The 26,973-nt window shown below is 70.5% G+C and carries 22 protein-coding genes and 1 other RNA gene; 12 read left to right on the top strand and 11 right to left on the bottom strand.

What is annotated here, in order from left to right:
* Nucleotides 1-7: 7 nt before the first annotated feature.
* An RNA gene (rnpB, locus tag EAS64_RS14265) (RNase P RNA component class A) lies at nucleotides 8-399 on the bottom strand.
* Nucleotides 400-695: 296 nt separating this feature from the next.
* Between rnpB and EAS64_RS14270 the strand changes: the two genes are divergently transcribed.
* Together EAS64_RS14270 and EAS64_RS14275 are read left to right on the top strand one after the other, a co-directional pair.
* Nucleotides 696-1,454: a transposase family protein gene (locus EAS64_RS14270; RefSeq protein ID WP_145851078.1), complete on the top strand. Its 759-nt coding sequence runs from the start codon at nucleotides 696-698 to the stop codon at nucleotides 1,452-1,454.
* A 209-nt stretch (nucleotides 1,455-1,663) separates the two neighbouring features.
* The gene (locus EAS64_RS14275) at nucleotides 1,664-2,623 is read left to right on the top strand and encodes an alpha/beta hydrolase (RefSeq protein WP_145853362.1); all 960 of its coding nucleotides are present in this window, start codon (nucleotides 1,664-1,666) and stop codon (nucleotides 2,621-2,623) included.
* Between the two features lie 99 nt (nucleotides 2,624-2,722).
* Here the strand turns inward: EAS64_RS14275 and EAS64_RS14280 are convergent, their stop codons facing one another.
* From EAS64_RS14280 to EAS64_RS14295, 4 genes are read right to left on the bottom strand one after another with little or no spacing between them, the layout of a single operon-like run.
* Nucleotides 2,723-5,140, bottom strand: a complete 2,418-nt coding sequence (locus EAS64_RS14280) for an acetyl-CoA acetyltransferase (RefSeq protein WP_145853363.1) — start codon at nucleotides 5,138-5,140, stop codon at nucleotides 2,723-2,725.
* Nucleotides 5,137-6,252, bottom strand: coding sequence for an NAD(P)H-dependent flavin oxidoreductase (locus EAS64_RS14285; RefSeq protein ID WP_145853364.1), 1,116 nt, complete (start codon nucleotides 6,250-6,252; stop codon nucleotides 5,137-5,139). The genes EAS64_RS14280 and EAS64_RS14285 overlap by 4 nt, the downstream gene beginning before the upstream one ends.
* Nucleotides 6,252-8,456, bottom strand: coding sequence for an acetate--CoA ligase family protein (locus EAS64_RS14290; RefSeq protein WP_246115666.1), 2,205 nt, complete (start codon nucleotides 8,454-8,456; stop codon nucleotides 6,252-6,254). Before EAS64_RS14290 ends, EAS64_RS14285 begins: the two co-directional genes overlap by 1 nt.
* Nucleotides 8,453-10,528, bottom strand: coding sequence for an acyl-CoA dehydrogenase family protein (locus EAS64_RS14295; RefSeq protein WP_246115667.1), 2,076 nt, complete (start codon nucleotides 10,526-10,528; stop codon nucleotides 8,453-8,455). Before EAS64_RS14295 ends, EAS64_RS14290 begins: the two co-directional genes overlap by 4 nt.
* A gap of 169 nt (nucleotides 10,529-10,697) precedes the next feature.
* Here EAS64_RS14295 and EAS64_RS14300 point away from each other — a divergent pair, with 169 nt between their 5' ends.
* The 6 genes from EAS64_RS14300 to EAS64_RS14325 all read left to right on the top strand — a co-directional run bounded on the left by EAS64_RS14300 (nucleotide 10,698) and on the right by EAS64_RS14325 (nucleotide 14,677).
* Nucleotides 10,698-11,342 (top strand): TetR/AcrR family transcriptional regulator, encoded by a 645-nt coding sequence (locus EAS64_RS14300; RefSeq protein ID WP_246115668.1) that lies wholly within the window; start codon nucleotides 10,698-10,700, stop codon nucleotides 11,340-11,342.
* Complete coding sequence (locus tag EAS64_RS14305) at nucleotides 11,308-12,579, top strand: thiolase family protein (protein ID WP_246115669.1); 1,272 nt, start codon at nucleotides 11,308-11,310, stop codon at nucleotides 12,577-12,579. The genes EAS64_RS14300 and EAS64_RS14305 overlap by 35 nt, the downstream gene beginning before the upstream one ends.
* Nucleotides 12,580-12,596: 17 nt before the next feature.
* On the top strand, nucleotides 12,597-13,004 hold the full coding sequence (locus EAS64_RS14310; RefSeq protein WP_145853366.1) for a Zn-ribbon domain-containing OB-fold protein: 408 nt from the start codon (nucleotides 12,597-12,599) through the stop codon (nucleotides 13,002-13,004).
* Between the two features lie 186 nt (nucleotides 13,005-13,190).
* Nucleotides 13,191-13,532 (top strand): ArsR/SmtB family transcription factor, encoded by a 342-nt coding sequence (locus EAS64_RS14315; protein WP_145853367.1) that lies wholly within the window; start codon nucleotides 13,191-13,193, stop codon nucleotides 13,530-13,532.
* Nucleotides 13,533-13,535: 3 nt separating this feature from the next.
* Entirely contained in the window at nucleotides 13,536-14,042 is a 507-nt protein-coding gene (locus EAS64_RS14320) for an SRPBCC family protein (RefSeq protein WP_145853368.1), read from the top strand.
* Complete coding sequence (locus EAS64_RS14325) at nucleotides 14,042-14,677, top strand: dihydrofolate reductase family protein (RefSeq protein ID WP_145853369.1); 636 nt, start codon at nucleotides 14,042-14,044, stop codon at nucleotides 14,675-14,677. Before EAS64_RS14320 ends, EAS64_RS14325 begins: the two co-directional genes overlap by 1 nt.
* 22 nt (nucleotides 14,678-14,699) lie before the next feature.
* Here the strand turns inward: EAS64_RS14325 and EAS64_RS14330 are convergent, their stop codons facing one another.
* From EAS64_RS14330 to EAS64_RS14350, 5 genes are all read right to left on the bottom strand, one after another.
* On the bottom strand, nucleotides 14,700-14,882 hold the full coding sequence (locus EAS64_RS14330) for a hypothetical protein (protein ID WP_145853370.1): 183 nt from the start codon (nucleotides 14,880-14,882) through the stop codon (nucleotides 14,700-14,702).
* 49 nt (nucleotides 14,883-14,931) lie between these two features.
* Nucleotides 14,932-15,141 (bottom strand): hypothetical protein, encoded by a 210-nt coding sequence (locus EAS64_RS14335; protein ID WP_145853371.1) that lies wholly within the window; start codon nucleotides 15,139-15,141, stop codon nucleotides 14,932-14,934.
* A 107-nt stretch (nucleotides 15,142-15,248) separates the two neighbouring features.
* On the bottom strand, nucleotides 15,249-16,070 hold the full coding sequence (locus EAS64_RS14340; RefSeq protein WP_145853372.1) for a sugar phosphate isomerase/epimerase family protein: 822 nt from the start codon (nucleotides 16,068-16,070) through the stop codon (nucleotides 15,249-15,251).
* A gap of 227 nt (nucleotides 16,071-16,297) precedes the next feature.
* Nucleotides 16,298-17,437, bottom strand: coding sequence for a DUF993 family protein (locus EAS64_RS14345; protein WP_145853373.1), 1,140 nt, complete (start codon nucleotides 17,435-17,437; stop codon nucleotides 16,298-16,300).
* Nucleotides 17,434-18,606: a Gfo/Idh/MocA family protein gene (locus tag EAS64_RS14350; protein ID WP_145853374.1), complete on the bottom strand. Its 1,173-nt coding sequence runs from the start codon at nucleotides 18,604-18,606 to the stop codon at nucleotides 17,434-17,436. The genes EAS64_RS14345 and EAS64_RS14350 overlap by 4 nt, the downstream gene beginning before the upstream one ends.
* 136 nt (nucleotides 18,607-18,742) lie before the next feature.
* Here EAS64_RS14350 and EAS64_RS14355 point away from each other — a divergent pair, with 136 nt between their 5' ends.
* The 4 genes from EAS64_RS14355 to EAS64_RS14370 all read left to right on the top strand — a co-directional run bounded on the left by EAS64_RS14355 (nucleotide 18,743) and on the right by EAS64_RS14370 (nucleotide 24,485).
* A complete protein-coding gene (locus EAS64_RS14355) occupies nucleotides 18,743-19,828 on the top strand; it encodes a LacI family DNA-binding transcriptional regulator (RefSeq protein WP_246115670.1) in 1,086 nt (361 codons plus the stop codon).
* 104 nt (nucleotides 19,829-19,932) lie between these two features.
* On the top strand, nucleotides 19,933-21,393 hold the full coding sequence (locus EAS64_RS14360; RefSeq protein WP_145853376.1) for an APC family permease: 1,461 nt from the start codon (nucleotides 19,933-19,935) through the stop codon (nucleotides 21,391-21,393).
* A 59-nt stretch (nucleotides 21,394-21,452) separates the two neighbouring features.
* Entirely contained in the window at nucleotides 21,453-23,351 is a 1,899-nt protein-coding gene (locus tag EAS64_RS14365) for a primary-amine oxidase (protein WP_145853377.1), read from the top strand.
* 108 nt (nucleotides 23,352-23,459) lie between these two features.
* On the top strand, nucleotides 23,460-24,485 hold the full coding sequence (locus EAS64_RS14370) for an Acg family FMN-binding oxidoreductase (protein WP_145853378.1): 1,026 nt from the start codon (nucleotides 23,460-23,462) through the stop codon (nucleotides 24,483-24,485).
* A gap of 58 nt (nucleotides 24,486-24,543) precedes the next feature.
* On the opposite strand, the gene aceA is transcribed toward EAS64_RS14370, so the two are convergent.
* Nucleotides 24,544-26,871 carry an isocitrate lyase ICL2 gene (aceA, locus tag EAS64_RS46715; protein WP_145853379.1) on the bottom strand — a complete coding sequence of 776 codons (2,328 nt, stop codon included), beginning with the start codon at nucleotides 26,869-26,871 and terminating at the stop codon, nucleotides 24,544-24,546.
* Between the last annotated feature and the right edge of the window lie 102 nt (nucleotides 26,872-26,973).

Here is a 26,973-nt window from a genome sequence, read left to right on the forward strand (position 1 = left end):
ACGTAAGGGGGTGAGCCGGCCTGTAGGCCGGGTTCTGTGCCTCGCGTTGCCGCGAGGCGACGGTCATCCATCTAGGGCTGCCGTTGCCGGCAGTCTCGTGCGGTCTACCCGCGAGCATCGGGCGGGCAGCCCTCAAACGCTCGCGCAGGTCCGCGCTGCGGACCCTCTTGACCTTGCTCCAGGTGGGGTTTACCGAGCCGCCGCAGTCACCTGCGGCGCTGGTGGTCTCTTACACCACCGTTTCACCCTTACCTCCCGGCCGTGGCCGGGAGGCGGTCTGCTTTCTGTGGCACTGTCCCGCGGGTCGCCCCGGGTCGGCGTTACCGACCACCCTGCCGTGTGGAGCCCGGACCTTCCTCACCGGGCCGCGAGGCCCGGCGCGACCGTCCGGCCGACTCACCCGGTCAAAGGATACAGCCCGCCAGCGGAGGCTCGGCTCGGCCGTGGAACGCGACGTGGCAAAGCGGCGATACCGGCAGGTTCGCGGTATTAAGGAAAAACGGGCCAGCACAAGGGGTAAATGAGCCCATTCCAACTTGCTTGTAAACAATGAATCACTTTGAGTGATGATAACGTTGTCGTCTCGCGGCGACGGCACTGTGGCCACAGGGTCACGGTTCGCCGGCGGACACGGCGAAGCCCCTGGTAGATGAGGCAATCGACCAAGAACGACTCATCACCCCCAGGGGCTTCACATGCTGTTCTACCGTGCCGCGCTGCCGTTGTCGTCCCGGACCCTGAACTACGCGGCCGGGCTGATCCGCCGGCACCTGAAGGCCGTCGGGTCGCGGTGGCGGAAGCTCAGCCCTGGGCAGCAGGCCCTGCTCGTGCTCGCTCACCTGCGCAAAGGCGAGACGTTCGAGCACCTCGCGGCCGGGTTCGGGGTCGGCAGGACCACGGCCTGGCGGTACGTCAACGAGACCGTGGAACTGCTCGCGGCCCGCGCCCCGAAACTGAGGAAAGCGGTCCGGGACGCCAAAAGGGCAGGTCACGCCTACGTCATCCTCGACGGAACCCTCATCCCGATAGACCGGGTCGCCGCGGACAAGCCGTTCTACTCCGGCAAGCACAAAAAGCACGGCATGAACCTGCAGGTCATCGCCAGTCCTGACGGCGAGGTCCTGTGGGTCTCCGGTGCGCTGCCCGGCTCGGTCCACGACAAGAAGGCCGAGTGGATATGGGGCGTGCTGAACGAGCTAGAGAAAGCCGGGCTGGTCACCCTCGCGGACAAGGGATATCAGGGCTCCACCTGGGCAAAGGTCCCGTACAAGGGCCGGAACAAACCGGAATCCCAGAAAGAAGCCAACCGGGCCCACGCCAGGCTCCGCGCCCCCGGCGAACGAGCGAACGCCCAGCTCAAGGTATGGAAGATCCTCGCGAAGCTCCGCTGCTGCCCCTGGCGCGCCGGGAAACTCGCCAAGGCCATCCACGCATTGCAACTCCACGGCGCCTAACCAGGTTGGAATGGGCTCAATGTTTGGCCATATGTGGGGCGTGTTACAAAAGAGACGTCACGAACGTGGGGGTTGTCGCAATACTTGCGGCCATTCGGCCGGGATTGCCCGATTTCAGGAGATCCGGTGCGTGATCTGTGGTTCTGGCCCACGGCGCGCCGTCCTCCCGGCTCATTCCACGACTCATCTTTCGCGTGAGGAGCACGGTCATGACTGGCACCAACTCGATCGTCTTGGAGCCCGCGGCCCAGCAGGTCGCTGATGCGTTCGGCAAGCCACCGTTCCTGTACGACATGTCGCCGTCCGACGCCCGGAAGGTCCTCGACGACGCGCAGTCCGCAAAGGTCAGCAAGCTCCCGGTGGACGAGGAGTGGATCACGGTCCCCTCTCCCGCGGGCGACGCCAGGGTGCGCATCATCAAGCCGCAAGGCGCTACCGGCATGCTGCCGGTCATCGTGTACATGCACGGCGGCGGCTGGATCCTCGGCAACGCCGCGACGCACGACCGACTGGTGCGGGAACTCGCCGTCGGCGCCCGCGCGGCGCTGGCTTTCGTGGAATACCCCAACTCTCCCGAGGCCCGCTACCCGGTCGCGATCGAGCAGGGTTACGCCACCGCCCAGTGGATCACCCAGCACGGGGCGTCCAAGGGCCTGGACGCCAGCCGCATGGCGGTAGCCGGCGAATCGGTCGGCGGCAACATGACGGCCGCCCTCGCGCTGATGGCCAAGGAACGCGGCGACGTCACCTTCGTGCAGCAGTCGATGTACTACCCGGTGACGGATGCGGCCATGGACACCGCTTCCTACGAGCAGTTCGCCACGGGCTACTACCTCAGCCGCAAGGAGATGGAGTGGTTCTGGGACGCCTACACCACCATCCCGGCCCAGCGCCATGAGATCACGGCATCGCCAAACCAGGCGACGGTCGCGCAGGTCTCCGGGCTGCCGCCTACCTACCTCTGCGTCGATGAGGCCGACGTGCTGCGCGATGAGGGAGAGGCGTACGCCGCCAAGCTGCGCTCAGCGGGAGTCCCGGTGACGACCGTGCGGTTCGACGGCACCATCCACGACTTCATGCTGCTCGACGCACTCCGCGAGACGCGCGCCGCGCGCGCCGCGGTCGATCAGGCCACCGCCTTCCTGCGCGCCGGACTCGGCACCGGGTGAGATAGCGGGGGCTGCCCGCGGAGCAACCAACCGTTCAGTCCGCTGCGAGACGGCAGCGGACCTCGGCCCGCGCCGCGACGGCGGCCGCTGAACGGCGCGCTACCGGTTGCGCCACCGCGGCTTGCGCTTGGCGGCGAAGGCGCTTACCCCTTCGATCATGTCCTCGCTGATCATCAGCTCATCGAGGGCGGACGAACGGTACGTCACGGCATCGATCACATCCGGGATGCCCCGGGTCTCCGCCATCACCCGCAGCGACAGCCGTACCGAGGTTGGCGACCCGTCGAGGATCTCGGCGGCCAGCGCGCGGGCGCCGTCCAGCGCCTGGCCCGCCTCGGTCACCCGGTTGACCAGGCCGTATCCCAGCGCCTCGGCGGCGGTGATGCGGCGCCCGGTGAGGATCATCTCGGTCGCGACCTTCTGCGGGACGGTGCGCGGCAGCCGGATCAGGCCGCCCGCGCCCGCGATGAGGCCCACCTTGACCTCGCTGAGCGCGAACTGGGCGGTGGCGTCGGCGACGACGAGGTGGCAGGCGAGCGCGATCTCGGTGCCGCCGCCCATCGCGAAGCCGTTGACCGCGGCGATCACCGGTTTCGGCATGTCGCGGCGGGAGGTGAGACCGGCGAACCCGTTCTGCGGCACCCACATCGGCTTGCCCGACGCGGAGTACACCAGGTCGTTGCCCGCGCTGAACGCCTTGTCACCGGCGCCGGTGAGGATCGCCACCCACACGTCGTCCGCGGCGAGGAACGAGCTGAACACGTGGTCGAGCTCGTCGTTGGCCATCGGGTGCAGGCTGTTGCGCGCCTGCGGCCTGTTGATGGTGACCTCGAGCAGGTGGCCGTCGCGCCGGACAAGCACGTGCTCGTAGCGATCGCGCAGCACCAGCGGCTCGGCGGGGAACAGCTCGTCCATCCGCTCGCGGCTGGTGGTTACTCGATTTCCCTGTCCGAACGACTTGATGTACACCCGGCTGCCCAGCGGCTCCCCCGTGGTGAGCAGCCCGAGCAGGTCATCATCGTCTCCGTTGGCGACGAGCCGCCGCCCGCCGGCCTCCAGCCGCCCGACGACGATGCCCGTGCGCCTGCCGTCCCGCGCGTGCTTGACCGTATACGTCTCGACGGTGGCCCAGCCGTCGGCGTTCGGCGCCTGCTCGAGCGCCGCCCAGCCGTCGATCTCCTCCTGCAGCCTCTTGCTGTTATCGGGGGTCCAGGGGGCGGGGGCGGTGCTGTAGACGCCGGCGGAGTACTTGCTCATGATGCCGCCGTTGGCACCGACGAAGCCGAACGATCCCGGGTTGCTCCTGGCCCGGTGCACGGTTTCCGCGATGGCGTGCATCGAGTAGTTGTTGCCCGCGCCGCCGAAGAACGGCAGTCCGCCGGTGAGGGTGAGGCCGCGCGGGTCGTCGGCTTCGATGCCGAGCCCGTCGCAGATGTTGAGCACCGGCGCGGCGAAGCAGGAGTACAGGTCGATGGTGGCGAGGTCGCCGACCGTGATGCCCGCGACCTCAAGCGCGTGCCTCGCGGCCATGACGGAGGCCGGGCTTGTCGACAAATCGGCGCGGTCCATCAGGTCGCGCTCGCGCAGGTCGGCGTGGCCGTGCAGGAACACCCAGCGATCCTCCGGCACACCGAGCCGCCGCGCGGCGGCCACCGACATCAGCAGGACCGCGGCGCCCTGGTTGACCTTCTCCCTGGCGACGATATACCGGGTGTACGGGTCGGCGATCGGCCGGTTCACCTCGGTCGGGGTGATCAGTTCCGCGGCGCTGCGCTCGACCGGCGCGGACGCGTGCGGGTTGGCGGCAGCCACCTTGGTGAACGGCGCGAACAGCGCGCCAAGGCCGGCGGTGTAGTCCTCGCGGCGCTGCTTGAGCCTGCCGCGGCGGGCGTTGTCGATCAGCGCGTACTGGCTTGGCGCGTCCGTCAGCCCGTGCGCGGCCAGGTGCGCGGAGACCAGCCCCCGCAGCCCATAACCGCGGTCGTCCAGGCTGCCGTCCGCGTGCTCGGTGAAGTCGGGCCGCTCCCGGTCGTCGCTGCCCTTGCCCGCGAAGTGCTCGACCGTGGAGATCGCCTCGGCGCCGAACAGCAGCACGACCTCGGCCCGGCCGGCGGCGATCGCGGCGGCGAACTCGTTGACCAGGTGCTGCGGTGCCTGCCCGCCGCTGACCTCCAGGACGGCGTGCTCTGGTACGAAGCCGACGCGGCCGGCCACCGAACGGGGGAAGTTGTCCGAGCGGCCGAGCGGCGCCCGGGCACCCGGCACCGAGTTCTCGAACTGCCTGACGCCGGCCACGGTGTCGATCGCGGCGGCGATGGCGCCGACCGGCTCCGGGACGTCCGCATCCGGCGGGAGGGCATCCCGGCAGCCCTCCGCCGCATCGGCGAGTGCCTCGCGAACCGCGTCGGCGGCCAGGTCGACGGCCGGCAGACCGCGGTAGCCGGGCTCGCCGAGCCGCTCAGACGACTGGCCGACGCCGACAATGACCGGGGTGCGCGGGTCGAGTTCCGCCGTCACAGCAGGCCGCCGAGTTCCGCGATCCGCCGCTCGCACTCGGCGGCCATCTCGCGGGTAATCTCGGCGGCCGGCCGCACCGCGTCGAACGAGCCGACGACCTGGCCGATGAAGAACGACTCGAGGCGCAGCGCGCCCTCGTGGCCCGCCTGGGCGGCGGCGTCGATCCGCTGCCACGCCTCGTTGACCAGCATCGGCTGCAGCGGCATCGGCAGCGGCGCGGGGCTGCCCTGCCTCTCCCACTCCTCGTGCCAGGCGGTGCGCAACTGCCTGGCGGGCTTGCCGGTGCGGGTCGGCGAGCGGAGCGTGTCCGAGCTGCCCGCGGCGATGAACTTGGACTTGAGCGCCTGGTTGGCGACGTCCTCTTCGCTGCACAGCCAGACAGAGCCGCACCAGACGCCGGCCGCGCCGAGGGCGAGCGCCGCGGCCATCTGCCTGCCAGACGCGATGCCGCCGGCGGCGAGCACCGGCCGCTCCCCCGCGATGTCGACGATCTCCGGGGTGAGCACCATGGTGGCGATCGTGCCGGTGTGCCCGCCCGCCTCAGTGCCCTGTGCGATGAGCACGTCCACGCCCGCGTCGATCTGCCGGCGCGCGTGCTTGGCCTGGCCGACAAGCGCGGCGACGGCGACGCCCTGCTGCTTCGCGCGGGCGACGAGGCCGGCCGGCGGGGTGCCGAGCGCGTTGGCGATCAGCGAGATGCGGTGGCCGAACGCGACGTCGAGCAGCGCCATCGCGCCGTCCCTGCTGAGGCTGGCCGCGATCTCGTCGTGCACCGGCTTGGCGGGCGCCTCGGGGATGTCGTACTTCGCGAGCAGGTCGCGGACGAACGCGAGATGCGCTTCAGGTATCTGCGCGCGCAGGCTGGCGACCAGGTTGTCCGGGTCGCCCGCGGCGAACTTCTCGGGAACCAGCAGGTCGACGCCGTAGGGCCGGCCGCCCACCTGCTGCTCGATCCAGGTGAGCTGCGCGTCGAGTTCCCCGGGCGTGTAGGCGGAGGCGGCGAGCACGCCGAAGCCGCCGGCCTTGGTGACCTCGGCGACGACGCCGGGCGAGCGGTTGAAGCCGACGATCGGGTGCGGCACGCCGAGCAGTTCGGTGAACGCGGTGCGCATCAGTGGCTGTCCTTCCTGGCCCAGGTGACCACGGCGTCGAGTGCCTCGATCGTCGTGCCGTCCACCCGCAGCGGGTTGATCTCCAGTGATTCCAGGTCATCGCCGAGCGCCAGGGCCAGATCGCCGGTGCGGGCGATCACCGCGGCGAGCGCGTCGAGGTCAGCGGGCGGCGCGCCGCGGACGCCGTCGAGCACGGCGCGGCCGCGTAGCCTGCCGAGCAGCTGGCGCGCCTGCGCTGGTGACACCGGCAGGGGTGCGAGCGCGGAGTCGTTGAGCACCTCGACGAACAGGCCGCCGAGCGCGACCGCGAGCATCGGGCCCCAGTGCGGGTCGCGGACCACGCCGACAAGCAGCTCGGTGCCGCCGCGGCGCATCGGGCTGACAAGCACTCCCTCGACGATGGCGCCGTCCACGTTTTTCGCGGCGGCGGTGACGGCTTCGAAGGCGCTCTTGACGGAATCCTGCTCGGCGGGCACGTCGAGGAGGACACCGCCGATGTCGGTCTTGTGCATGATCTGCGGCGACACGACCTTGAGGCACACCGGCCCGCCGAACTCCGCCGCCGCCTTGGCCGCGTCATCGGCGGTGGTGACGAGCCGGGCGGGCACGACGGGCAGGCCGGCGTCGGCCAGCAACCGGCGGGCGGCGTCCTCCGGCCACTGGCCGTGGCGCCGCGCCGCGGGCGGCACGGTCACCGGCGCCGCCGCGGCGTGGCGGCGCCCGGCTTCCCTGGTGACGTCGGACCACCAGGCCACGTTGCGCAGCGCGACGATGGCCTGCCGCAGGCCGGGGATGACGTACTTCACTCCCCCGTGCGCCATCACCGTGCGGGTATGGTCGGTGATCGGCTGCAGGACCTGGTTGATGAACACGGTGGGGCAGGCGGCGTCCGCCATGCCCGCGCCGATGGCGTCCACGAACCGCTGCGTCACGTGGGCGCTGCCGTCGTCGAGCCAGGGCACTCCCTGGATGACTCCGACGACGCCGATCGACGGGTCGGCCGCCATCGCGCGAATCGACCTGGTGAAGATCGTCGGGTCGATGATCGCGGCTCCGGTCACGTCGAGCGGATTCTGCACCGTCCCGTAGTCCGGCATGATCTCGGTCAGCGCCTCGGTGGTGGCCGCTGCCAGTTCCGGCAGCTGCGCGCCGAGATCCTCCGCCCGGTCGGCCACGATGTCGCAGGCGCCGCCGGAGATCGACACGATGCCGATGCCCGGCCGGTCCAGGCGGCCGAGCGCCGCGGCGGCGCCGGCGGTGATCAGCATATCTTCGATGGAGTCGACGCGGATCACGCCGAGGTCGGCGAAGATCGCGTCGGTGACCTTGGCGTCGCCGACGAGCGCGCCGGTGTGCGCCGCGGCGGTCCGCGCGGACAGCGCGCTGCTGCCCGCCTTGAGCACGACGATCGCCTTGCCCGCCGCGGCCGCGCGCCGGGCGGCGCGGCGGAACGTCTCCGGGTCGCGGACCGTCTCCATGAAGATCGCGACCGCCCGCGTCGCCGGGTCGTCGACCAGGAAGTCGAGCACGTGCCCGGCGGTGATCATCGCCTCGTTGCCGAGGGTGACCATGTAGGACAGCCCGACGTTGACCATGGTGGCGAAGTCGAGCATCGCCGAGGAGCTCGCGCCGCTCTGCGACAGCAGCGCGACGGCGCCGCCCTGCCTAGGCAGGCCGGGGATGGAGGTGACGGGGATGCCCTCGGTGAGGTTGGCGAATCCCAGGTGGTTCGGCCCCAGCAGCACCATGCCGAGCGATTCGGCGTGCGCGACCAGGTCTGCCTGCGCGGCGCGGCCCGCCTCCCCCGCCTCGCCGTAGCCGGACGACAGCACGACCGCGTTGCGGATGCCCGCCGCGGCGGCGTCGCTCAGCGCGTCCAGGGTGCCTGCCTGCGGCACCATCAGGAACGCGACGTCGACCGGCGCGCCGATCTGCTCGCACGAGGTGACGGTCGGCCGTCCGTGGGTGTCCGCGCCCCGCCGGTTGACCAGGTAGGCGCGGTCGCCGAAGCCGAACTTGACCAGGTTGTCGTAGGCGATCATCGAGAAGACCGACTTGTCTGAAGCGCCGATCAGGGCGACGCTGCGCGGCCGGAACAGGGTGGTCAGCCGTTCGCCGGTGATCGAGGCCGATGATGGAGAGGCCGGTGTGGGAGAGGACGGCATCGCTGGCTCCTGCAGGGAGGTCGCGGACGGGTCGGTCATCGGGGCAGGCCAAGGCCGCGGGCGATCAGCCCGCGCTGGATGTCGTTGGTGCCGCCGCCGACCACGTACATGATCGACAGCCGCAGGCTGTACTCGAAGGCGCCGCCTCCCGGGGTGCCAGGCACCTCGCCGGACAGCGCGCCGCGCGGGCCGAGGATGTCGAGCATCGCCTCACCGAACTCCTCGGCGAGCTCGCCGCCGAGTACGCCGGCCATCGGCGCCTCGAGCCGCGCGCCGCCGCCAGCGGCGGTGGCGCCGATCGCCGCGGCCACCAGCGCCCGGTTGGCCTGCAGGGTGACGGCAAGCTCGCTCAGTTTGGCGCGGGCGGCCGAGCCGCGCGGCCCGAGCCAGCCCTCCGGGTCGGCGCGCACCACGGCGAGCAGGTCGTCAAGCTGGCGCAGCAAGCTCGCCGCGATGCTGCCCATGAACACCCGTTCGCCTGCCAGGGCGTCGGTGATGACCTTCCAGCCGCCGTTCACCGCGCCGACGCGGGCGGCGTCCGGTACCCGCACGTCGTCGTAGAACACCGTGCAGGAGATCTCGCCGGACAGCGCGCGGTGCTGCTGCACGGTGATGCCCGGGGTGTCCATCGGGATCAGGAACACGGTGATCCCCGCGTGCCGCGGCGTCGCGTCCGGGTCGGTGCGGGTGGCCAGCCAGACGTGGCTGGCCCGGTGGCCGCCGGTGGTCCACAGCTTCTGGCCGTTGATCACCCAGCCGTCTCCGTCCCGTTCCGCCTTGGTGCGCAGCGAGGCCAGGTCGGAGCCGGCCTCCGGCTCGCTGTAGCCGAGGCAGAAGTGCACCCTCCCCGCCCGGATCAGCGGCAGGAACGCGGCCCGCTGCTCATCGGTGCCGTGCCGCAAGATCGAGTTGCCGAGCAGCATGACCGAGCCGAGTTCCATGGTGACCGGCGCCCTGGCGTACATGGTCTCCTCGTTGAGCACCACCTGCTCGGCGAGCGAGGCGTTCCTGCCGCCGTGCTCGGGCGGCCAGCCGAAGCCGAACCAGCCGCGCTCGGCCATGGCGGGGATCATCACAGCCGCGTGGTGCGGTGTCGAGCCGAGGAACTCGCGGACCTCGCCGCGGAAGCTCTCGCCGACCGGGCCGAGGTCGAAGGACGGCAGCGAGGCACCCGTCTCGGCGAGGATGTCCGCGACCTGGCCCGCCTGGAGCGGGAGGGTGCGCAGCCGGGTGATGTCGCCGTGCACCCGGCGGAACAGCCACGGCGCGTCGTGTTCCTCGAAGTAGCCCATGGCGGCCAGGGTGTGCTGTGCGCCGAGCTGGACGCGGCGGGACGCGGCCGCGATGAACTCGACGGCGATCTCCGCCTGCAGCAGCCAGTCGTGCCTGCCGCCGCAGTACGCGTCGGCCGCGCGGCGCAGCAGGTGCTCCGCCGCGGTGACGTCGATCTGGCAACTGGCGGTGCGCTGCTGCACCGCGCCGAAGCTGCCGATCACCTTGCCGAACTGCCGCCTGGTCTTGGCGTGCTCGACCGCCATCTCGTGCGCGCGCTGCGCCGCGGCCGCGGCGCGCGCGGCCAGGCCGAGGCGCAGCAGCGCGATCGCCTCGTCGACGGCTTGCGCGTCAAGCTCGACCCGGGCCTGCGCTTCGCCCAGTTCCACCGCGGTCCACGGCGGCACGGCGAGCCCGGGTAGCTCCCGGCAGCCTTCGACAGGTCGGAGCTCGGCGGTGCCGCCGCCGGCCGGCAGCGTCAGGACGTGGGTCGCCGCGGTGCCGCCGTCCAGGTAGTCGGTGCCGCCCGCCGCGGCCACCAGAACCCGCAGCTCGCCGCTGGCCACCTGCGCGGCGAGCTTGTCCTCGGCGCGCAGCACGCGGGCGGCCACGAAGGCGTCCATCACCGGCAGCGGGCAGGCTGCCCGGCCAAGCTCGGCGGTCGCGGCGAGCACGGCATCGAGGGCGTCGTCGGCGCCCAGGGCGAGCCAGCCCTGGGCCGCCCCGTCGGCCCACAGGCCCGAGAGGTCCCCGCCGGCGGCCTGCGCCGCCTTACCCCAGCGCCGCGCGGTCACCCCGGCCACGGACGTCGCGAACGCGGTCAGTTCCCGTGCTTCCACCCGGCACCTCCGCGTGCTGAATGACTGGCATCCGCATGACTTGCCTTTACTGAACGCTTCCCGTTCATGTTCTGGGATGATATCTTGACGGTCATCGTTCAGCAATAGGTCGCGGCCCGGATGAAGGCGGGCCGCCGTTGGCGGGTACCCCGGCGGAAGGAGGGGCGGCGTGACCGCGACGAACATGTCACCAGGGCGCCCCAGGGACCCGGGGGTGGACCGCAGGATCGCCCAGGCGGCGCTTGACCTGTTCGGCGAGGCCGGGTGGGCCGGCTTCGCGATGGAAGCGGTCGCCAGGCGCGCGGGAGTGGGCAAGGCCTCCCTGTACCTCCGCTGGAACAGCAAGGAGGCGCTGCTCGCCGACGCGGTGACGCTGCGGATGTCGCAGGTGGCCGACGTCGACACCGGCACGCTCCGCGGCGACCTCACCGAACTCGCCGTGCAGATGCTTGACCTGTACGCCGGGCCGGGCAGCCGCGCCGCGCTGCGGCTCAGCCTCGAGGCCGACGCCATCCCCGGCGTGGCGGAGCACTACGCGGCCATCAGGCTGTCGCAGGTGCTCGCCGCCCGCGCCATCGTCCGCCGCGGCATCGACCGCGGTGAACTCGCCGCCGACGCGCCGGTAACGCTGCTGCTCGACACCCTGACCGGCGGCGCGATGATGCACGCGCTGACCACCCCGGCCGACCTCATGGCCAGCCTGAACCGGGACATCAGGGCGCACGCCGAACGGCTCGTCGGCTTCCTGCTGCGGGCGGTCGCCACCCAGCCAGCCGGCAGTGACCTGGCCACGACGGAAGGAAACGGTCCATGACCACCGCAGCGAGGCGGCTGCCGAACCGGCGGGCGAGGTGACCGCGGCCGCGCCGGGCATGACCCCGGCCAGCCTGCCAGCCGCGCGCCGCCCGGTCATCGCCGGCCTCGGCATGACCGAACTCGGCCGTACCTACGGGCGCACCGCGGCGCGGTTCGCCGCCGACGCGGTCCGGCTGGCCGCCGCCGATGCCGGCCTGGCGCTTGGCGACATCGACGGGCTGCTGGTCTCCTCCGGCGTGTCCCGCGGCGTCGACCTGAGCCTGCAGGGCGACCTTGGCCTGCACGACCTGGGCTTGCTGTCGGAGATGCAGGCGTTCGGCTCGACCGCCGGCGCGATGGTCCAGGTCGCGTCGATGGCGGTGATGTCCGGCATGGCCAGCGCCGTCGCCTGCGTGTGGGCGGACGCGCCGCTGCGGCAGGGGGTGTCCGGCTCTGACGCCTACAGCGCGCGGCGGCGGGTGCCCGAAGGCTGGCGCGGACTGTCCGCGGCTGCCGGGATCGTCAGCCCCAACCAGCTGTACGCGCTGGCCGCGCGCCGGCACATGGGACGGTTCGGCACCACAAGCGACCAGCTCGGCGCCATCGCGGTCGCGCAGCGGGACTGGGCCGTGCGCAACCCGCTGGCGCAGTTCCGCCAGCCGATCACGCTCGAGGACTACCACGCCTCGCGGTGGATCGCCGAGCCGTTCCACCTGCTCGACTGCTGCCTGGTCTCCAACGGCGGCATCGCGGTGATCGTCACCACCGCCGACCGGGCGGCCGGCCTGCGGCAGCCTCCGGTCTGGGTTCGCGGCTGGGCGCAGGCGCACCCGGGCCATTCCGGCCGCCGCTTCGACGACTTCGGGCTCGTCACCGGCGCCGCGACCGCGGGTCCGGCCGCGCTGCGGATGGCCGGCGTCGGCCTGGCCGACATCGACGTGGTCGAGCTGTACGACTGCTACACCTACACGGTGCTCGTCACGCTCGAGGACTACGGGTTCTGCGACAAGGGCGAGGGCGGGCCGCTCGTCGCCTCGGGCGTGCTCGGCTCGGACGGCAAGCTCAAGCTCAACACCGGCGGGGGCCAGCTGTCCTCCTACTACATGTGGGGAATGACCCCGCTGTCCGAGGCGATCATTCAGGCCCGCGGCCAGGGCGGCGAGCGCCAGGTGCCCCGTCACGACCTGGTGCTGGTGTCGGGCAACGGCGGCATCCTCGACCACCACTCGACGCTGATTCTCGCCGCGGCGAGCTGACCGGAAGGGCGATCGCGATGACAGTCGGCCCCGTGGCCCGCGACGCTGACACCGCCGCGTTCTTCGACGCGGCGGCGTCCGGCCAGTTCCTGCTCCGCCACTGCCCTGCGTGCGGCGCCATCTCCGCGCCGCAGTCCGCCCAGTGCGAGCGATGCGCCGCCACCGACCTCGACTGGCGGCGGGCCATCGGCGACGCGATCCTGGTCAGCTGGACCGTGTCCCACGGCAGGCCGGGCACTGACCCGGTGATCCTGTGCATCGCGGAACTCGCCGAGGGACCGTGGTGGTGGGCACGCCTCGAGGGCGGCGAGCCGAAATCGCTCAGCATCGGCGCGCCGCTGCGCATCGCCTACCGGCACCCAACCCCGGACAGCGAGGTCGTTCCTGTCTTCGTGCCCGCCAGCACCGCGACGGCATCGGGCTGATCGGAGCGTCGAGACCATCTTGGTGTTAGCTGGCGTTTCAGGCGCATCACCAAGCCGTCCCGATGGCCTTGCCCATCCTGATGTCACCGGGCTGAATGGCGTCTGTCGGCCCGGACAGCGAGACGGTCCCCGTGTTGGTGATTCCTCCGGCTTGACGCATGCCGATATCGGCATATGATGGCTCCCATGGCACGAGCAGCGACGACGTCGGACGTCTTCAACGCGATCGCCGAGCCGCAGCGCCGGCAGATCCTGGCACTGCTGCGCTCAGGCGAGCGGCCGGTGACCGAACTCGCCCGCGAGCTGGGGATGACCCAGCCGGGGGCGTCCAAGCACCTGCGGGTGCTGCGGGAGGTCAGGCTGGTGCGGGACAGGCAGGTGGGCAAGCAGCGCCTCTACGGCCTGGACGCCCGCGGGCTGCGGCCGGTCCACGAGTGGGTCGGCGGCTTCGAGCGGTTCTGGAACGAGAGCTTCGACCGGCTGGACGAGTACGTGCAGGACCTGAAGCAGGCGAGGCAGGAGGAGTAGCCGATGAACGCGACGGGACGAGGGGCGCCGGCGCAGTCCGCGACGGCCGACCGCGAGATCGTGATCTCCCGGGTCATCAGGGCACCGCGGGAGCTGGTGTTCGAGGCGTTCACCGCAGTGCGGCACCTGTCACGGTGGTGGGGACCGGAGGGGTTCAGCACCACCACGCGGGCGTTCGAGTTCCGCGTCGGCGGTGAGTGGGAGTTCGTGATGCACGGACCGGACGGGACGGACTACCAGGAGTGGATCTCCTGGACCGAGATCGCACCGCCGGAGCGGATCGCCCTGCTGCACGGTGAGACCCGCGGCGACCCGAACGCCTTCGCGTCGGTCATCACGTTCGCGCCCGACGGCGCGGCGACGCGGATCGAGATGCGCACGGTCTTCCCCACCAGGGAGCTGCGCGATGAGGCGACCGAGAAGTACCACGCGATCGAGGGCGGCGAGCAGACCCTGGGCAACCTGGCTGCCTACGTCACCGAGATCCTTCGTAAGGGAGTTGAGGACTGATGGCAGGAAAGGTGTTCTTCAGCGTGTCGATGTCGCTGGACGGGTTCATCGCGCCCGAGGAGCGCACGGACGACCCGGACGCGCAGCGCTGGACGGCGCAGTGGATGGAACTGCAGCAGTGGGTCTTCCCGCTGCGGTTCTTCCGGGAGAACCTGAAGCTCGGCGAGGGCGGCGAGGAGGGACGCGACAACGACATCGCGCGGGAGACGTTTGAGCGCACCGGCGCGAGCGTGATGGGCAAGCGCATGTTCGACCTCGGCGAGAAGGCATGGCCGGAGGAGGCGCCGTTCCACACGCCGGTCTTCGTCGTGACGCACGAGAAGCGCGACCCCTGGGAGCGGCCGGGCGGTACCACCTTCCACTTCGTCAACGACGGCATCGAGACCGCGCTCGACCAGGCCCGCCAGGCCGCGGGCGACCGGGACGTGCGCATCGGCGGCGGCGGCGCGACGATCCTGGAGTACGTGAACGCCGGCCTGGTCGACGAGTTCTCGATCGCGCTGTCACCCGTGCTTTTCGGCTCAGGAATTCGCCTGTTCGAGGGCGTGGACGCGGGCCGCGTGGCCCTGGTGCCGGTCCGCGCGGAGCCGACGCAGCGGGTCACCCACCTGACCTACGCGGTCCGGGAGCGGTAACTGTCCCGAACTCGTGCCGTGGCTATTCGTCGTCAGGCATGTCGAGGAATTCCCTGGCCATCATGCCCATGGTGATGTCACCGGGCTGAATGGCGTCCGTCGGAACCCCGGCGGCCATCGGGTTTATCTTGATGAAGGGGGGGAGTTCAGGCTCAGCCCAGATCTCCTCGCGCCGCTTGCCGAACCACCGCCTGATCTTGCTCATGCCGGTCCAACTACCCGCCAAATGCGGTTTACACCTGGCATTGCAGTGACTAGAAGGCCGCAGAAAGCGGCTCAGCCGTGGTAGGCGAGTAGTCGCCGATCCCGGTGGCCGTGCTCCCGTAGCTGTTACCGGTGACGTAGACCGTCTTCCCGTTAGGGCTGACGGCCACCGAGCGGGCCTGGTCGACACCGTGGCCCGGGCCGTTATAACGCTTGAGCCACAGCTGAGCTCCGGCGACCGCGGTCGCGTGCGACGGCACCGGCGGCGATGCCGATACCGGCCGGGTAGGTCTGGCTGAAGCGTTTGCCCCGATCGATGACGCCGCGACCAGTGCGACGGCGACAGCAGCGGCAGCGCATGCGGCTCTCAGAACACGCCGGGGAAGGTGGCGCGCAGGCGGGCAGCGGTTTCGTCGGGCGGCGCGGACCAGACGGTCTCGTTGAAGATCTCCACCTCGATGTCGCCCGTGTAGCCAGCCGCGGCGACAGCGGCGGTGATCGGGGGGAAATCGATATGGCCGTCGCCGACGTGGCCGCGGCCGAGCAGGGTGTCGGCGGGCAGCGGCAGGATCCAGTCGCAGACCTGGTAGCTGACGATCCGCTCCCCCGCCCGCGCGATGTCCGCGAGCAGCGCCGCGTCCCACCACAGGTGGTAGGTGTCCACGACGACGCCTGCCGCGTCGGCGGGGAACTCAAGCGCCAGGTCGAGCGCCTCGCCGAGGCGAGTGATCACGCAGCGGTCGGCGGCGAACATCGGGTGCAGGGCCTCGATGCCCAGGCGGACCCCGTGCGCATGGGCGACGGGGACGAGTTCGCCGATGGCGTCGGCGATCATCCGCCTGGCCAGTCCGATGTCGCGGCTGCCAGGCACCAGGCCGCCAGAGACAAGGACGAGCGTGCCGGCGCCGAGCGCGGACGCCTCGGCGATCGCCGCCTTGTTGTCCGCGATCGCCGCCCGCCGGGCGCCGGCGTCGGCGTGGGTGAAGAACCCGCCGCGACACAGGCTGGACACGCGCAGCCCGGCCGACCGCACCGTCTTCGCGGCGGCGTCGAGCCCGGCGTCGGCGACCTGCTCGCGCCACAGCCCGATCGCGGGGATCTCGTGCCTGACGCACAGGGCCGCCGCGTCGGCGACGCTCAGCGGCCTGACCGTCGCCTGGTTGAGTGACAGCCGGCCGAGCACGCTCATGAGGACACCTCGCTGACGCTCGGAGTCCGCATTCGCGGACGCACAGTACTTACCGATTCGCTCGCAAGCTCGCTCATGAGGACACCTCGCTGACGCTCGGAGTCCGCATTCGCGGACGCACAGTACTTACCGATTCGCTCGCAAGCTCGCTCATGAGGACACCTCGCTGACGCTCGGAGTCCGCATTCGCGGACGCACAGTACTTACCGATTCGCTCGCAAGCTCGCTCATGTGCGCGCCTTGAGCAACGCGGTCATCCGGGTGACCGCCATGTCCGGTTCGGCCAGTGCCCCGGCCGCCGCCGCCAGCTCGAACACCTTGACCAGGTGACCCGGCGGCCGGTTCCACTCCTGGCCGTCGAGCATGGAAAACCGCGGCTGGTGGCCGTTGAGCCAGGCGAGGAAGGCGACGCCCGTCTTGTAGTAGTAGGTCGGCTCCTCGAAGATCAGGCGGCTGAGCGGCACCGTCGGCCCGATCGCCGCCCGGTAACCGGCGCGGTCGCCAGCGTCCAGGGCACGCAGCGCGGCGGCGGCCGGTGCGGTGACCGCGGCGAACGCGCCGAGCAGCGCGTCGCTGTGCCCCTGGTCGTCGCCCTCGATCAGTTCGGCGTAGCCGAAGTCGTCCCCGGTGTAGAGGCGGATGCCGGCGGGGAGCCTGCGGCGCAGCGCGACCTCGTGCCCGGCGTCGAGCACCGACAGCTTGATCCCGTCGACCTTGTCGCCGACCCGGTTGACCAGTTCCAGGACGGTCGCGGCCGCGGACTCGAAGTCGCCGCCGCCCCAGTAGCCGGCCAGGGCCGGGTCGAACGCCTCGCCGAGCCAGTGCAGGATGACCGGCCCGCTCGCCTGCTTGAGCAGCGTCTCGTAGACCTCCAGGTAGTCACGTGGCCCGGTGGCGGCCGCGGCGAGCGCGCGGCTCGCCATCAGGATCACCTGGCCGCCTGTCGACTGGACGAACGCGAGCTGCGCCGCGTAGCCGTCGATGATCGCGGTCAGCGAGTGGCGCTCGCCGGCCGGCAGATGGTCGGTGCCCGCCCCGCAGGCGAGGTCCGCGAACCGGCCGGCCGCGCGACGGGCGGCGGCGCGCTCCGCCGTGCTCGCGATCAGCTCGCGCGCCAGCCCCCAGGGCAGGCCCATGCCGCGCTGCGCAGTGTCCATCGCCTCGGCGACCGCGAAGCCGTGCTCCCACAGGTGGTCGCGGAACCGCAGCGTCGCCTGCCAGTCGATGAGATCGCCGCTGTCCACCGAGGCGACGTGCGCGGCCGCGTAGACGCGCCGCGACGCGGGCGGCGGGTACCCATCCGCCCAGCCGGGCACCGTGATCTCCAGGGGTTCGGCCCGGCCCGGCAACACGATGGCGGCGGTCATGCTGTGCCGCCGGGCACCGTGCTCCCCGCCGCGGGGATCTCGACCCGGCGGCCCTCATCCGATGAGCGCATCGCGAGTTCGGCGAGCTGGACACCCCTGGCCCCGGCGAACAGGTCCCAGCGGAACGGCTCGCCGCGGGCGGCGGAGCGCAGGAACAGCTCCCACTGCGCCTTGAACCCGTTGTCGATGGCCATGGTGTCGGGCATGTCGGTCCACATCGCCTGGTAGTCGAGCGGGTCGGGCAGGTCGGGGTTCCACACCGGCATCGGGGTGGAAACCTTGTGCTGGACGGCGCAGTTACGCAGGCCGGCGACCGCGCTGCCGTGCGTGCCGTCGACCTGCACCTCGAGCAGCTCGCGACGGTTGACGCGGACCGCCCAGGAGGAGTTCACCGAGCCGACGGCGCCGCCGTCGAACTCAAGCACCGCGTAGGCGGCGTCGTCGGCGGTCACCGCATACGGCTCGCCCGCCTCGTCCCAGCGCCGCGGCAGGTGGGTGACGCGCCGCGCGTAGACCGCACGGACCGGGCCGAACAGCTCCTCGAGCAGGTACGTCCAGTGCGGGAACATGTCAAGCACGATGCCGCCGCCGTCTTCCGCGCGGTAGTTCCACGACGGGCGCTGCGCCGGGATGCCGTCTCCCTCGAATACCCAGTAGCCGAACTCGATCCGCACCGATAGCACCCGGCCGAAGAAGCCCTCGCGAACCAGCCGGCGCAGCTTGATCATGCCGGGCAGGAACAGCTTGTCCTGCACGACGCCGTGCGTGATGCCTGCCGCGCGCGCCGCCTCGGCCAGCGCGAACGCGGCCGCGGCGGCGGCCGCCACCGGCTTTTCCGTGTAGACGTGCTTGCCCGCCGCGATCGCGCGGCGCAGCGCGTCTTCCCGCGCGCTCGTCACCTGGGTGTCGAAGTACACGTCGATGTCCGGGTCGCCGAGCACCTCATCGAGGCTGGTGGTCCACCGGGACAGGCCGTGCCGCTCGGCGATGGCCCGCAGCCGCTCCTCGCTGCGCCCGACGAGAACCGGCTCGGGATACAACACGTTTCCGTCGTCGAGCGCGATCCCGCCCTGTTCTCTGATGGCAAGCAGCGACCGCACCAGGTGCTGCCGGTATCCCATCCGTCCGGTGACCCCGTTCAGGGCGACGTGAATGACCTTGCGCGCCATAGAGCAGCCTTCCGCGAGCGGGATATTGACGTCGTTAAGAGACTGTTTCGGAAAGGGCTTTCCCGAGAATAGGCTTGGCGGCACGGCCGGTCAAGCAGGCAGACGGGCGGCCGAAGGCGGGTGGCGAGGAGGTCCAGTGCCGGACGTACGTCCCGATGGGCAGCAACGGGTGACGCTGCAGGATGTCGCCGACCGGGCCGGGGTGTCGCTGACCACCGCGTCCCGGGTGGTGAACGCCCGTGCTGTGCGCGATGGGTCGCGCAAGGTCGGCAAGGCCCTCGAAGACCGGGTGAACAAGGCGGTCGCCGATCTCGGCTACACCGCCAACCTCCAGGCGAGGGCGGTGGCGACCGGCCAGAGCACGATGGTAGGCGTGGCACTGCGCGACATCTCCGACCCCTACTTCTCCGAGATCGCCGCCGGGCTCATCGAGGTCGCCGACGGCGAGCTCATCGGCGGCGGGCGGCTGCTGCTGTGCATGACGAGCACGGCGGCCAACGAGGACGCCGAGCGCGAGTACGTCGCGCTGATGCGCGCGCAGCGGGCACGGGCCGTCGTCCTTGTCGGCAGCAGGTCCGACAACACCGCGGCCAGGTCGGCGCTGCGCGCCGAACTCGAGGCGTTCACCAGGGCGGGCGGCCGGGCGGCCTGCATCGGGCAGGACCTGCTCGGCGTGGACACGGTGCTGCCGGACAACCGGTCCGGCGCCGAAGCCCTGGCCAGGGCCCTCGCGGCGCTCGGGCACCGGCGGTTCGCGGTGCTCGCGGGACCGCGCTCGCTGCTGACTGTCCAGGACCGGGCCCGCGGTTTCCTGGACGGGCTCAGCGCCTGGTCGGTGCCGCTCGAGGCGGCCAGGGTGGTGCACGGCGAGCTGTCGCGCGACGGCGGCTACGCCGCCATGAGCGAGATACTCGCGGCGGGCGAACCCCTGCCCGACTGCGTGTTCGCGGTCAGCGACATCATGGCGGTCGGCGCGCTTGCCAGGCTGCGGGCCGCGGGCATCGACGTGCCCGGCGCCATCGCCCTGGCGGGCTTCGACGACATCCCGACGCTGCGCGACGTGTACCCGCCGCTCACCACCGTGCGGCTGCCGCTCAAGCGGCTCGGCGAGATCGCCGCCCGGCTGGTGCTCAGCCACGACGCGCCGACCAGGCCGCGGGTGGTGCCGGTGCCCGGCGAGGTGGTGCTGCGGGACAGCACAAGACCCCGTCCGCCCCGTTGAGTCTTGCGCGCCGGCTGGGAGATTCGATATTTTCACGGAAAACCGGAAAGCGCTTGCCAAAGATGACGAGCGTGCCGGGAGTGGCAACTCCCCGGAGGGTCGCGATGAGCGAGGCGGCAGTACCGTTTTCGGAAACCAAGGCACCTGAAGCGCCGGACCGGCTGAACCGGGGCGCGCTCAGGCTGGTCGACATCTCCGCCTCGACGATGGCGAACATCGGCCCGGCGTACAGCTTCTACTTCGGAGCCGGCTTCCTGTTCCTCACCGCGGGAGTCGCCGCGCCGCTGACCATCATCGTGGCCGGCATCGCGATCGCGCTGCTCGGCAACACGCTGTCGGAGTTCTCCCGGGCGCACCCGTCCACCGGCGGGTTCATCTCCTACGTGGGCAAGACGTTCGGCGGCACCAGTGCGGTGACCACGGCGCTGCTGTGCGGCGCCGGGTACATCGTCGCGATCTCCTCGGTGCTCGCCATCTGCGGCGGCTACATCTCGATGGTGCTGCAGTACTACTTCAACTGGAACGTCCCCTGGGTCATCTTCTCGGTGATCTTCACCGCGGGCGCGATGTACATGATGTTCCGCGGCGTGGCCGTGTCTACCAAGCTGGCCGGGCTGTTCTTCGGCTTCGAGATGCTGGTGCTGATCGTGGTGTCGGTGGCCGCGATCATCAAGAACGGCGGGCACCTGTCCGCGGTGCCGTTCGAGCCCAGCCACATCACCAACGGCTTCACCGGCCTCGCGGCCGGATTCCCGCTCGCCGTCTACCTGTTCATCGGCTGGGAGAACTCCGCCGCGCTGGCCGAGGAAACCGGCAACCCCCGGCGTAACGTGCCGCGGGCGGTGTTCCTGTCCATCGCGCTGATGGTGACCGGCTACGTGCTCTACGCCTACGCCACCGCCACCGATTTCAAGTACAACGTCACCGCGCTCAGCGGCGCCGCCATCCCGTTCATCAACGTGTCGCACAACATCGCCGCGTGGCTGTCCCTCTTCGCCTGGATCGCGGGCATCACCTCCACACTCGGTGTGCTGATCTCGGCGGTGAACTCCCAGGCCCGGCTGATCTTCAACGCCGGCCGCGAGGGGCTGCTGCCCCGCTGGCTTGGCCAGGTCCACCCGGTGCGGCGCACGCCGGTCAACGCGATCATCGCGTTCGTCACCATCGCCACCGCAATCATCGCTGTCTGGGCGCTGCTGCACCTCATCGGCGGCGACAGCGGCTCGATGAGCGCGCTGAACTTCTTCGTGGAGTCCTCCACGATGGGCACGATCCTGGTGCTCGTGGTGTACTTCCTGTCTAACCTGGCGCTGCCGTTCTACTACCGCAGGTACCGGCCGCAGGAGTTCAACGTCGTCAAGCACGCGGTGCTGCCGGTGCTCGGCATGATCGCCATCGGCGTCCCCGTGTACTACCTGGTCAAGCCCGGCCAGCCGTCGCCGTACGACTGGTTCCCCTACGCGGCGCTCGGCGTCGTCATCGTGTCCGTCGCCTACGCCTACTTCCTGAGCCGGCGTGACCCGGGGCTCGGCGAGCGGGTCGGCTCGATCGTCGCTGACGAGTAGCGGGTACCGGTCAGTTAGCACCACAACCCGTTCGGTACACAGAAAACAGGAGGCAGCCGATGACCGGCCATCCGCACCCGCTTGACCCGGCGACGGCCGGCGAGTACCTCGCCGGGCGGAGGATCATGGTGGCCGCCGGGCTGCTCGCGGACCCGGTCCGGTTCGCCTACTACGGGCTCGAGGAGCCGTCGAAGGAGGAGGTCCTCGCCGGTGCATCCCAACCGGGGGCGGCCGACCGGCGGCTGCGCGCGTTCCTGCTCAACCTGAAGACCGGCGAATCCGCCGATGTCGTGGTGTCGCTCACCCAGGGCAGCGTGGTCAGCGCCCGGGTTATCGACACCGCGGCGGAGGGACAACTGCCGATCGTCGATTCCGAGTTCCACCTGGTCGAGGAGATCGTGGCCGCCGACCCGCAGTGGCAGGCGGCCATGGCCAGGCGCGGTCTTACCGACATGAGCAAGATCCGGATCTGCCCGATCACGGCGGGCGCCTATCGCGCGCCTGCCGAGGATGACGCGCGGCGGATGGTGCGGGTGCTTGCCTTCCTGCAGGAGGGCGAGCACGACCTGGCGTGGGCGCACCCGGTCGACGGCGTGACCGCGCACGTCGACCTGATCGAGAAGAAGGTGCTGCGGGTAACCGACGAGTTCGTGCTGCCGGTGCCGCGGGAGTCGGGCGACTACGACGACCCGGCGGTGCGCGGGCCGGAGCGCGCCGGCCTGCGGCCGGTCGAGATCACCCAGCCGGAGGGGCCGAGCTTCACCGTGGACGGCGGCCTGCTGCGCTGGCAGGACTGGTCGCTGCGGGTGGGCTTCGACGCGCGCGAGGGGCTCACCCTGCACCAGATCGAGCTGGCCGGGCGGCCGGTGATCTACCGCGCTTCCGTGCCGGAGATGGTGGTGCCCTACGGCGACCCGCGGTTCCGCTACTGGCAGGCCTACTTCGACACCGGGGAGTACCTGGTCGGCAAGTGGGTGAACTCGCTTGAGCTCGGCTGCGACTGCCTGGGCGAGATCACTTACCTGGACGCGGTCATCTGCGGGGAGACCGGCGAGCCGCGCGAGGTGCGCAACGCGATCTGCATCCACGAGGAGGACTTCGGCATCCTCTGGAAGCACACCGACATCTTCAACGGCTCGGCGCAGTCGCGGCGCCAGCGCCGGCTCGTGGTGTCGTTCTTCACCACGGTCGGCAACTACGACTACGGCTTCTACTGGTACTTCTACCTCGACGGCACGATCGAGTGCGAGGTCAAGATGACCGGGGTCGTGTTCACTGCCGGACATCCGGGCGGCGAGTACCCGTACTCGACCGAGGTGGCGCCCGGGCTCGGCGCGCCGGTACACCAGCACCTGTTCAGCGCCCGGCTCGACATGTCCGTGGACGGGCAGGCCAACGCCGTCGAGGAGGTCGACGTGCACGGGCTGCCGGTCGGTCCCGACAACCCGTTCGGCAACGCGATCGCGCAGACGGTGACCCGGCTGACGTCGGAGGCTTCGGCGGCGCGGCCGGGTGACGCGTCACGCGGCCGGGTGTGGCGGGTGGTCAGCACCGAGCGGACGAACCGGTTCGGCAGGCCGACCGCGTTCACGCTGTGCCCGCAGCCGCATCCGGCGCTGCTCGCGCATCCGGACTCGCCGCTCGCGGCGCGGGCGGGCTTCGCCACCCGCGCGCTGTGGGTGACCCGCTACGACCCGGCGCAGCGGTACCCGGCGGGCGACTTCGTGAACCAGAGCCCCGGCGGCGGGCTGCCCGCCTACGCCGCGGCCGACAGGGACATCGACGGCCAGGACATCGTGGTGTGGCACACGTTCGGCCCGACGCACGTGGTGCGGACCGAGGACTGGCCGGTGATGCCGGTCGCGAGGACCGGGTTCATGCTCAGGCCGACGGGCTTCTTCGACCGCAACCCGACGCTGAACGTGCCTGCCCCGCCGGGCCACTGCCACGCGGGCTGACGTCTGCGCTGACTGGGGCTGCGCCTGGTTCGGGTTAGGACCTTGATCACCCCGCTTGCCGGCTAACGGCCCTGTCCCCCTGACCCGGCCCCGGCGGATCATCGCAGGATGAACGAGCGAGCGGACACTGCGGCGCGGAGCGCGGCCGGGCAGGCGCGCTTTCTCGCCAGGAATGCCTCGTACCTGATCGCCACGGCCGCACGCGCTCCATCAGTGCACAACAGCCAGCCGTGGCAATTCCGGGTGACCGAGGATGCGGTCGAGCTATGGTCCGATCCCCAGCGCAAGCTGCGAACCGACCCGATCGGCCGGGAGATGATGATTAGCTGCGGCGCGGCGCTATTCGGGCTGCGGCTGGCGGTACGCTCGCTCGGCTACCAGACGGCAGTTGAGCTGCTGCCCGACCCGGCACAGCTGAGGCTGCTCGCCCGAGTGGCGATCGGCACCGCAGAGCCAATGAACGTGCGGGAACGGCAGATGCTGGCCGCCGTGCCGCATCGGCACACCCACCGAGGACCGTTCGCGAGCGGGACGTTGCCGGCCGGGCTGCTGCCAGGCCTGCAGCACGACGCGCTGGCCGAGGGAGCCGAGTTGGCACTCATCGGCGACGGCCTGCCCTATGAGCGGCTCGCCCTCATCGTCGGCGACGCCGCCCGCCGCGGCGACCGCGATCCGCAGACACGTGCGGAAGTCCGGAAGTGGACCAGGGATCCGTCAAGCACGGCCAGGGACGGCGTGCCCGCGACATCGCTCGCTGCCAGGGCGCCAGGCCGGCTCCCGCACGGGCAACTGCGGCAGCGCGACTTCGACTTGGGACGCGACCTGGCCAGGCCGCCTACTCGGGCAGACGAGGACGAGGTGCCCCCGGTCGCGACCGCGGTCCTGCTAACACCCGGCGACCGCCGGGCCGACTGGCTGCGCGCCGGCCAGGCGCTGCAGCGGCTGCTGCTGCACGCAGCCAGCACGTGGGTGTTCGCAAGCCTGTACACCCAGCCGCTCGAAGACGCGGTCACGCGGGCCCTCATCCGGGAAAGGCTGACGCTGCCGGGCAACCCCCAGATGCTGCTGCAACTCGGCCGGGCCGCCAGCACCGCCAGCACCGCCCGCCGCCCGCCCGGCGACCTCGCACCCTGACCGCTGCCTCCGTCCACGCGCAGGAAATCGCAGGCCAAGATGCCGGACGCCGGAGCTGTCAGGAATCGGCGATGTCGACGGGAGAGTATGGGTACATCCGCTGGATCAGGGCGTTCAGGCGCTCATGATCGGGGGCGAGCAGGGCCTTGACACCGTCCGCGCTGACATCGGCGACGATGACATCGCCAACCTCGTCGTGGACGTCGCTGAAGAGGCCGTGCGTCTTCATCTTCTGGGCCTGGTAGCGGTTGTCGTCGGTCGGACTGACGTAGTGGACCGACCAGATCTTGTACCGGTGGATCAGGAACAGGTGGTTCAGCGTCATCAGGCGCTTCTTGCGCAAATCGCTGTCGAAGGTGTTCTGGTCCCGGACCGACAGGATGCTGCGCCCCCGGCGATCCGCGATCACGTCGAAGACGATGTTGGCGACCTTTTCCCCGCCTGCCGTGGAGAGGGTGAGCTCGAGCAACTCCGACCCCGCCGTGTGCGGCCGCAGCCCGGCAGTCAGCGAATACGGGATCTGGTAGTGCTTGGCCCACATCGCGAGCCATCCCTCGAGCAGCTTGACCGGCACCTCGGTCTGGACCAGGTGCTGGTGCTGCGTCGAGCCCTTCCCCATCGCCTTGGTGGCCGCCGTGCCGCCCGAAGAGGCCATGAGCGCCGCATCCACCCGTGGCCCGCCCACGAGCGTCTGGGGCGTCCGGTAGGGCGATTCGACCAGGCGGAACTTCCGCTGCAGCCGGGCCAGGGAGAGCATGCCGTCCTGCTTAAGCGCAGCGGCGAACTCCTCCGCAGCCAGGCCGTCGATCTGGTGCCCGCCGTAGGTGATGAAGTTGAAGACGAACCCAAGCTTGCCGAGCTCTTCAGGGAATCGCCTCATTTCCTCCTCGCTCATCCCGGTCGTGTCCCAGTTGAACGACGGGGACAGGTTGTACGCGAGCATCTTGGCGGGGAACTCGGCGTGGATGGCCTCGGCGAAGCGCCGGGCGTCCGCCAGGTCCGCGGTCTTGGTTTCCATCCAGAGGATGTCGGCGAACGGGGCGACCGCCAGGGACCTGGCGATCGCGTACTCGATTCCGCCCTGCACCTGGTAGTAGCCTTCGGGAGTCTTGGCGGCCTCGCAGTCCCAGAACATGTCGATGCCCATGGACCTGGCCTTGCACCGGGCGGCGTGGAAGGACGTGCGGTTCGCGAAAGCCAGCCACTCACCGGCGGTCATGTCGAAGGACTGACCCTCACCGGCGCGAAACTCGATCACGTCCGCGACCGCCTCGGGATAGCTCTTGAGGCCGACCTCGGACAGCCAGGCATCGAGGTATAGCGTCTCGGCCCTGTCCAGCAGTTCCTCCGCCGACGACCCGCCGGCTCGCTGGAACGCCCTGGCCATCTCTTCGAGCTCGAGTAGCAGCCCCATCTGGGCAAGCCAGGCGCTACCCTCGTCGTACTCGGCGTCGGAGATCCTGTACAGCAGGTGACCGCGCGCGTCGCCGACCCCCAGCTCGTGGAGCTTCCGGACCAAGGCGAGGTAGCCGACCTTGTAGGCCGGCAGGTCAGCGTTGGTGGCACCCAGAATGAACGGATGGTCGCGCTCATCACCGCGCCCCTCCAGGAAAGTGGCCGCCTCGGCGTCGGTCCTGGCCACAATGATGCCCGGCACCCACATAACGTCGAGCTGGAAGCGGGCGGCGTTCAGCCGTTTGATCTGCTCGTCCACGCCGACGAGCACCTTCCCGCCCTGGTGCCCGCACTTCTTGGTGCCGGGTTTCTGGTCCTCGATGTGGTACCCGGGGATACCCGCCTCGACGAACCGGCGGACCAGGTTCCGGACATGAGCGTCGCCGCCGTGTCCCGTATCGGCGTCGGCGATGATGAACGGACGGTAGTCGACCTCGTGGGCGGCGGCACGTTCCGCTTCGCTCAGCCGCGAGCGGGCGAAGCGTTGGTTACGGTCCGCCGTGAGCAGGGCGCGTACTATCGGCGCGGCCTCCTCAGGCACCTGCGACAGCGGGTAGCTGGCCAGGTCGGGACCAGGGTCCTCGGTGACGGACCCCTTGGCCGATGTGGCCCAGCCCCCCAGGTAAATACCCTCGATGCCCATCCGCTTCAGGGTCACGGCCTGACTCGGCGAGTAGGGACCGAAAGTGGTGATCTGCTTGCGCTCGGCGAAAAGCTGACGAAGCCGATCGTAGAACTGCTCGGCCGCCACTCTTGCCACGGTGTAGTCGGCGGGGATAGTGCCCTGCTGCTCTACAACCTGACGCGCTGAGTACAACCGTGTAACGCCCTCGAACCGAGGACTGGCAAGCCGTCTAGCGGTCTCGCCGATTTCCGACTCGAACAAGCTCACGGCTGGGTCCTTGGCGACTCCCGAATCGAATGTGCTCATGATCGCCTCCTGCCGCTCCCGCGCTGCGGCGCCTCGCGACTTCAACATCCATGTTCTTTGTGTGATGCGGTACCCCAGCCAGACACATCCATGTGGCCCCGC

Source organism: Trebonia kvetii, assembly GCF_007827045.1.
GTDB classification, from domain to species: Bacteria; Actinomycetota; Actinomycetes; order Streptosporangiales; family Streptosporangiaceae; genus Trebonia; species Trebonia kvetii.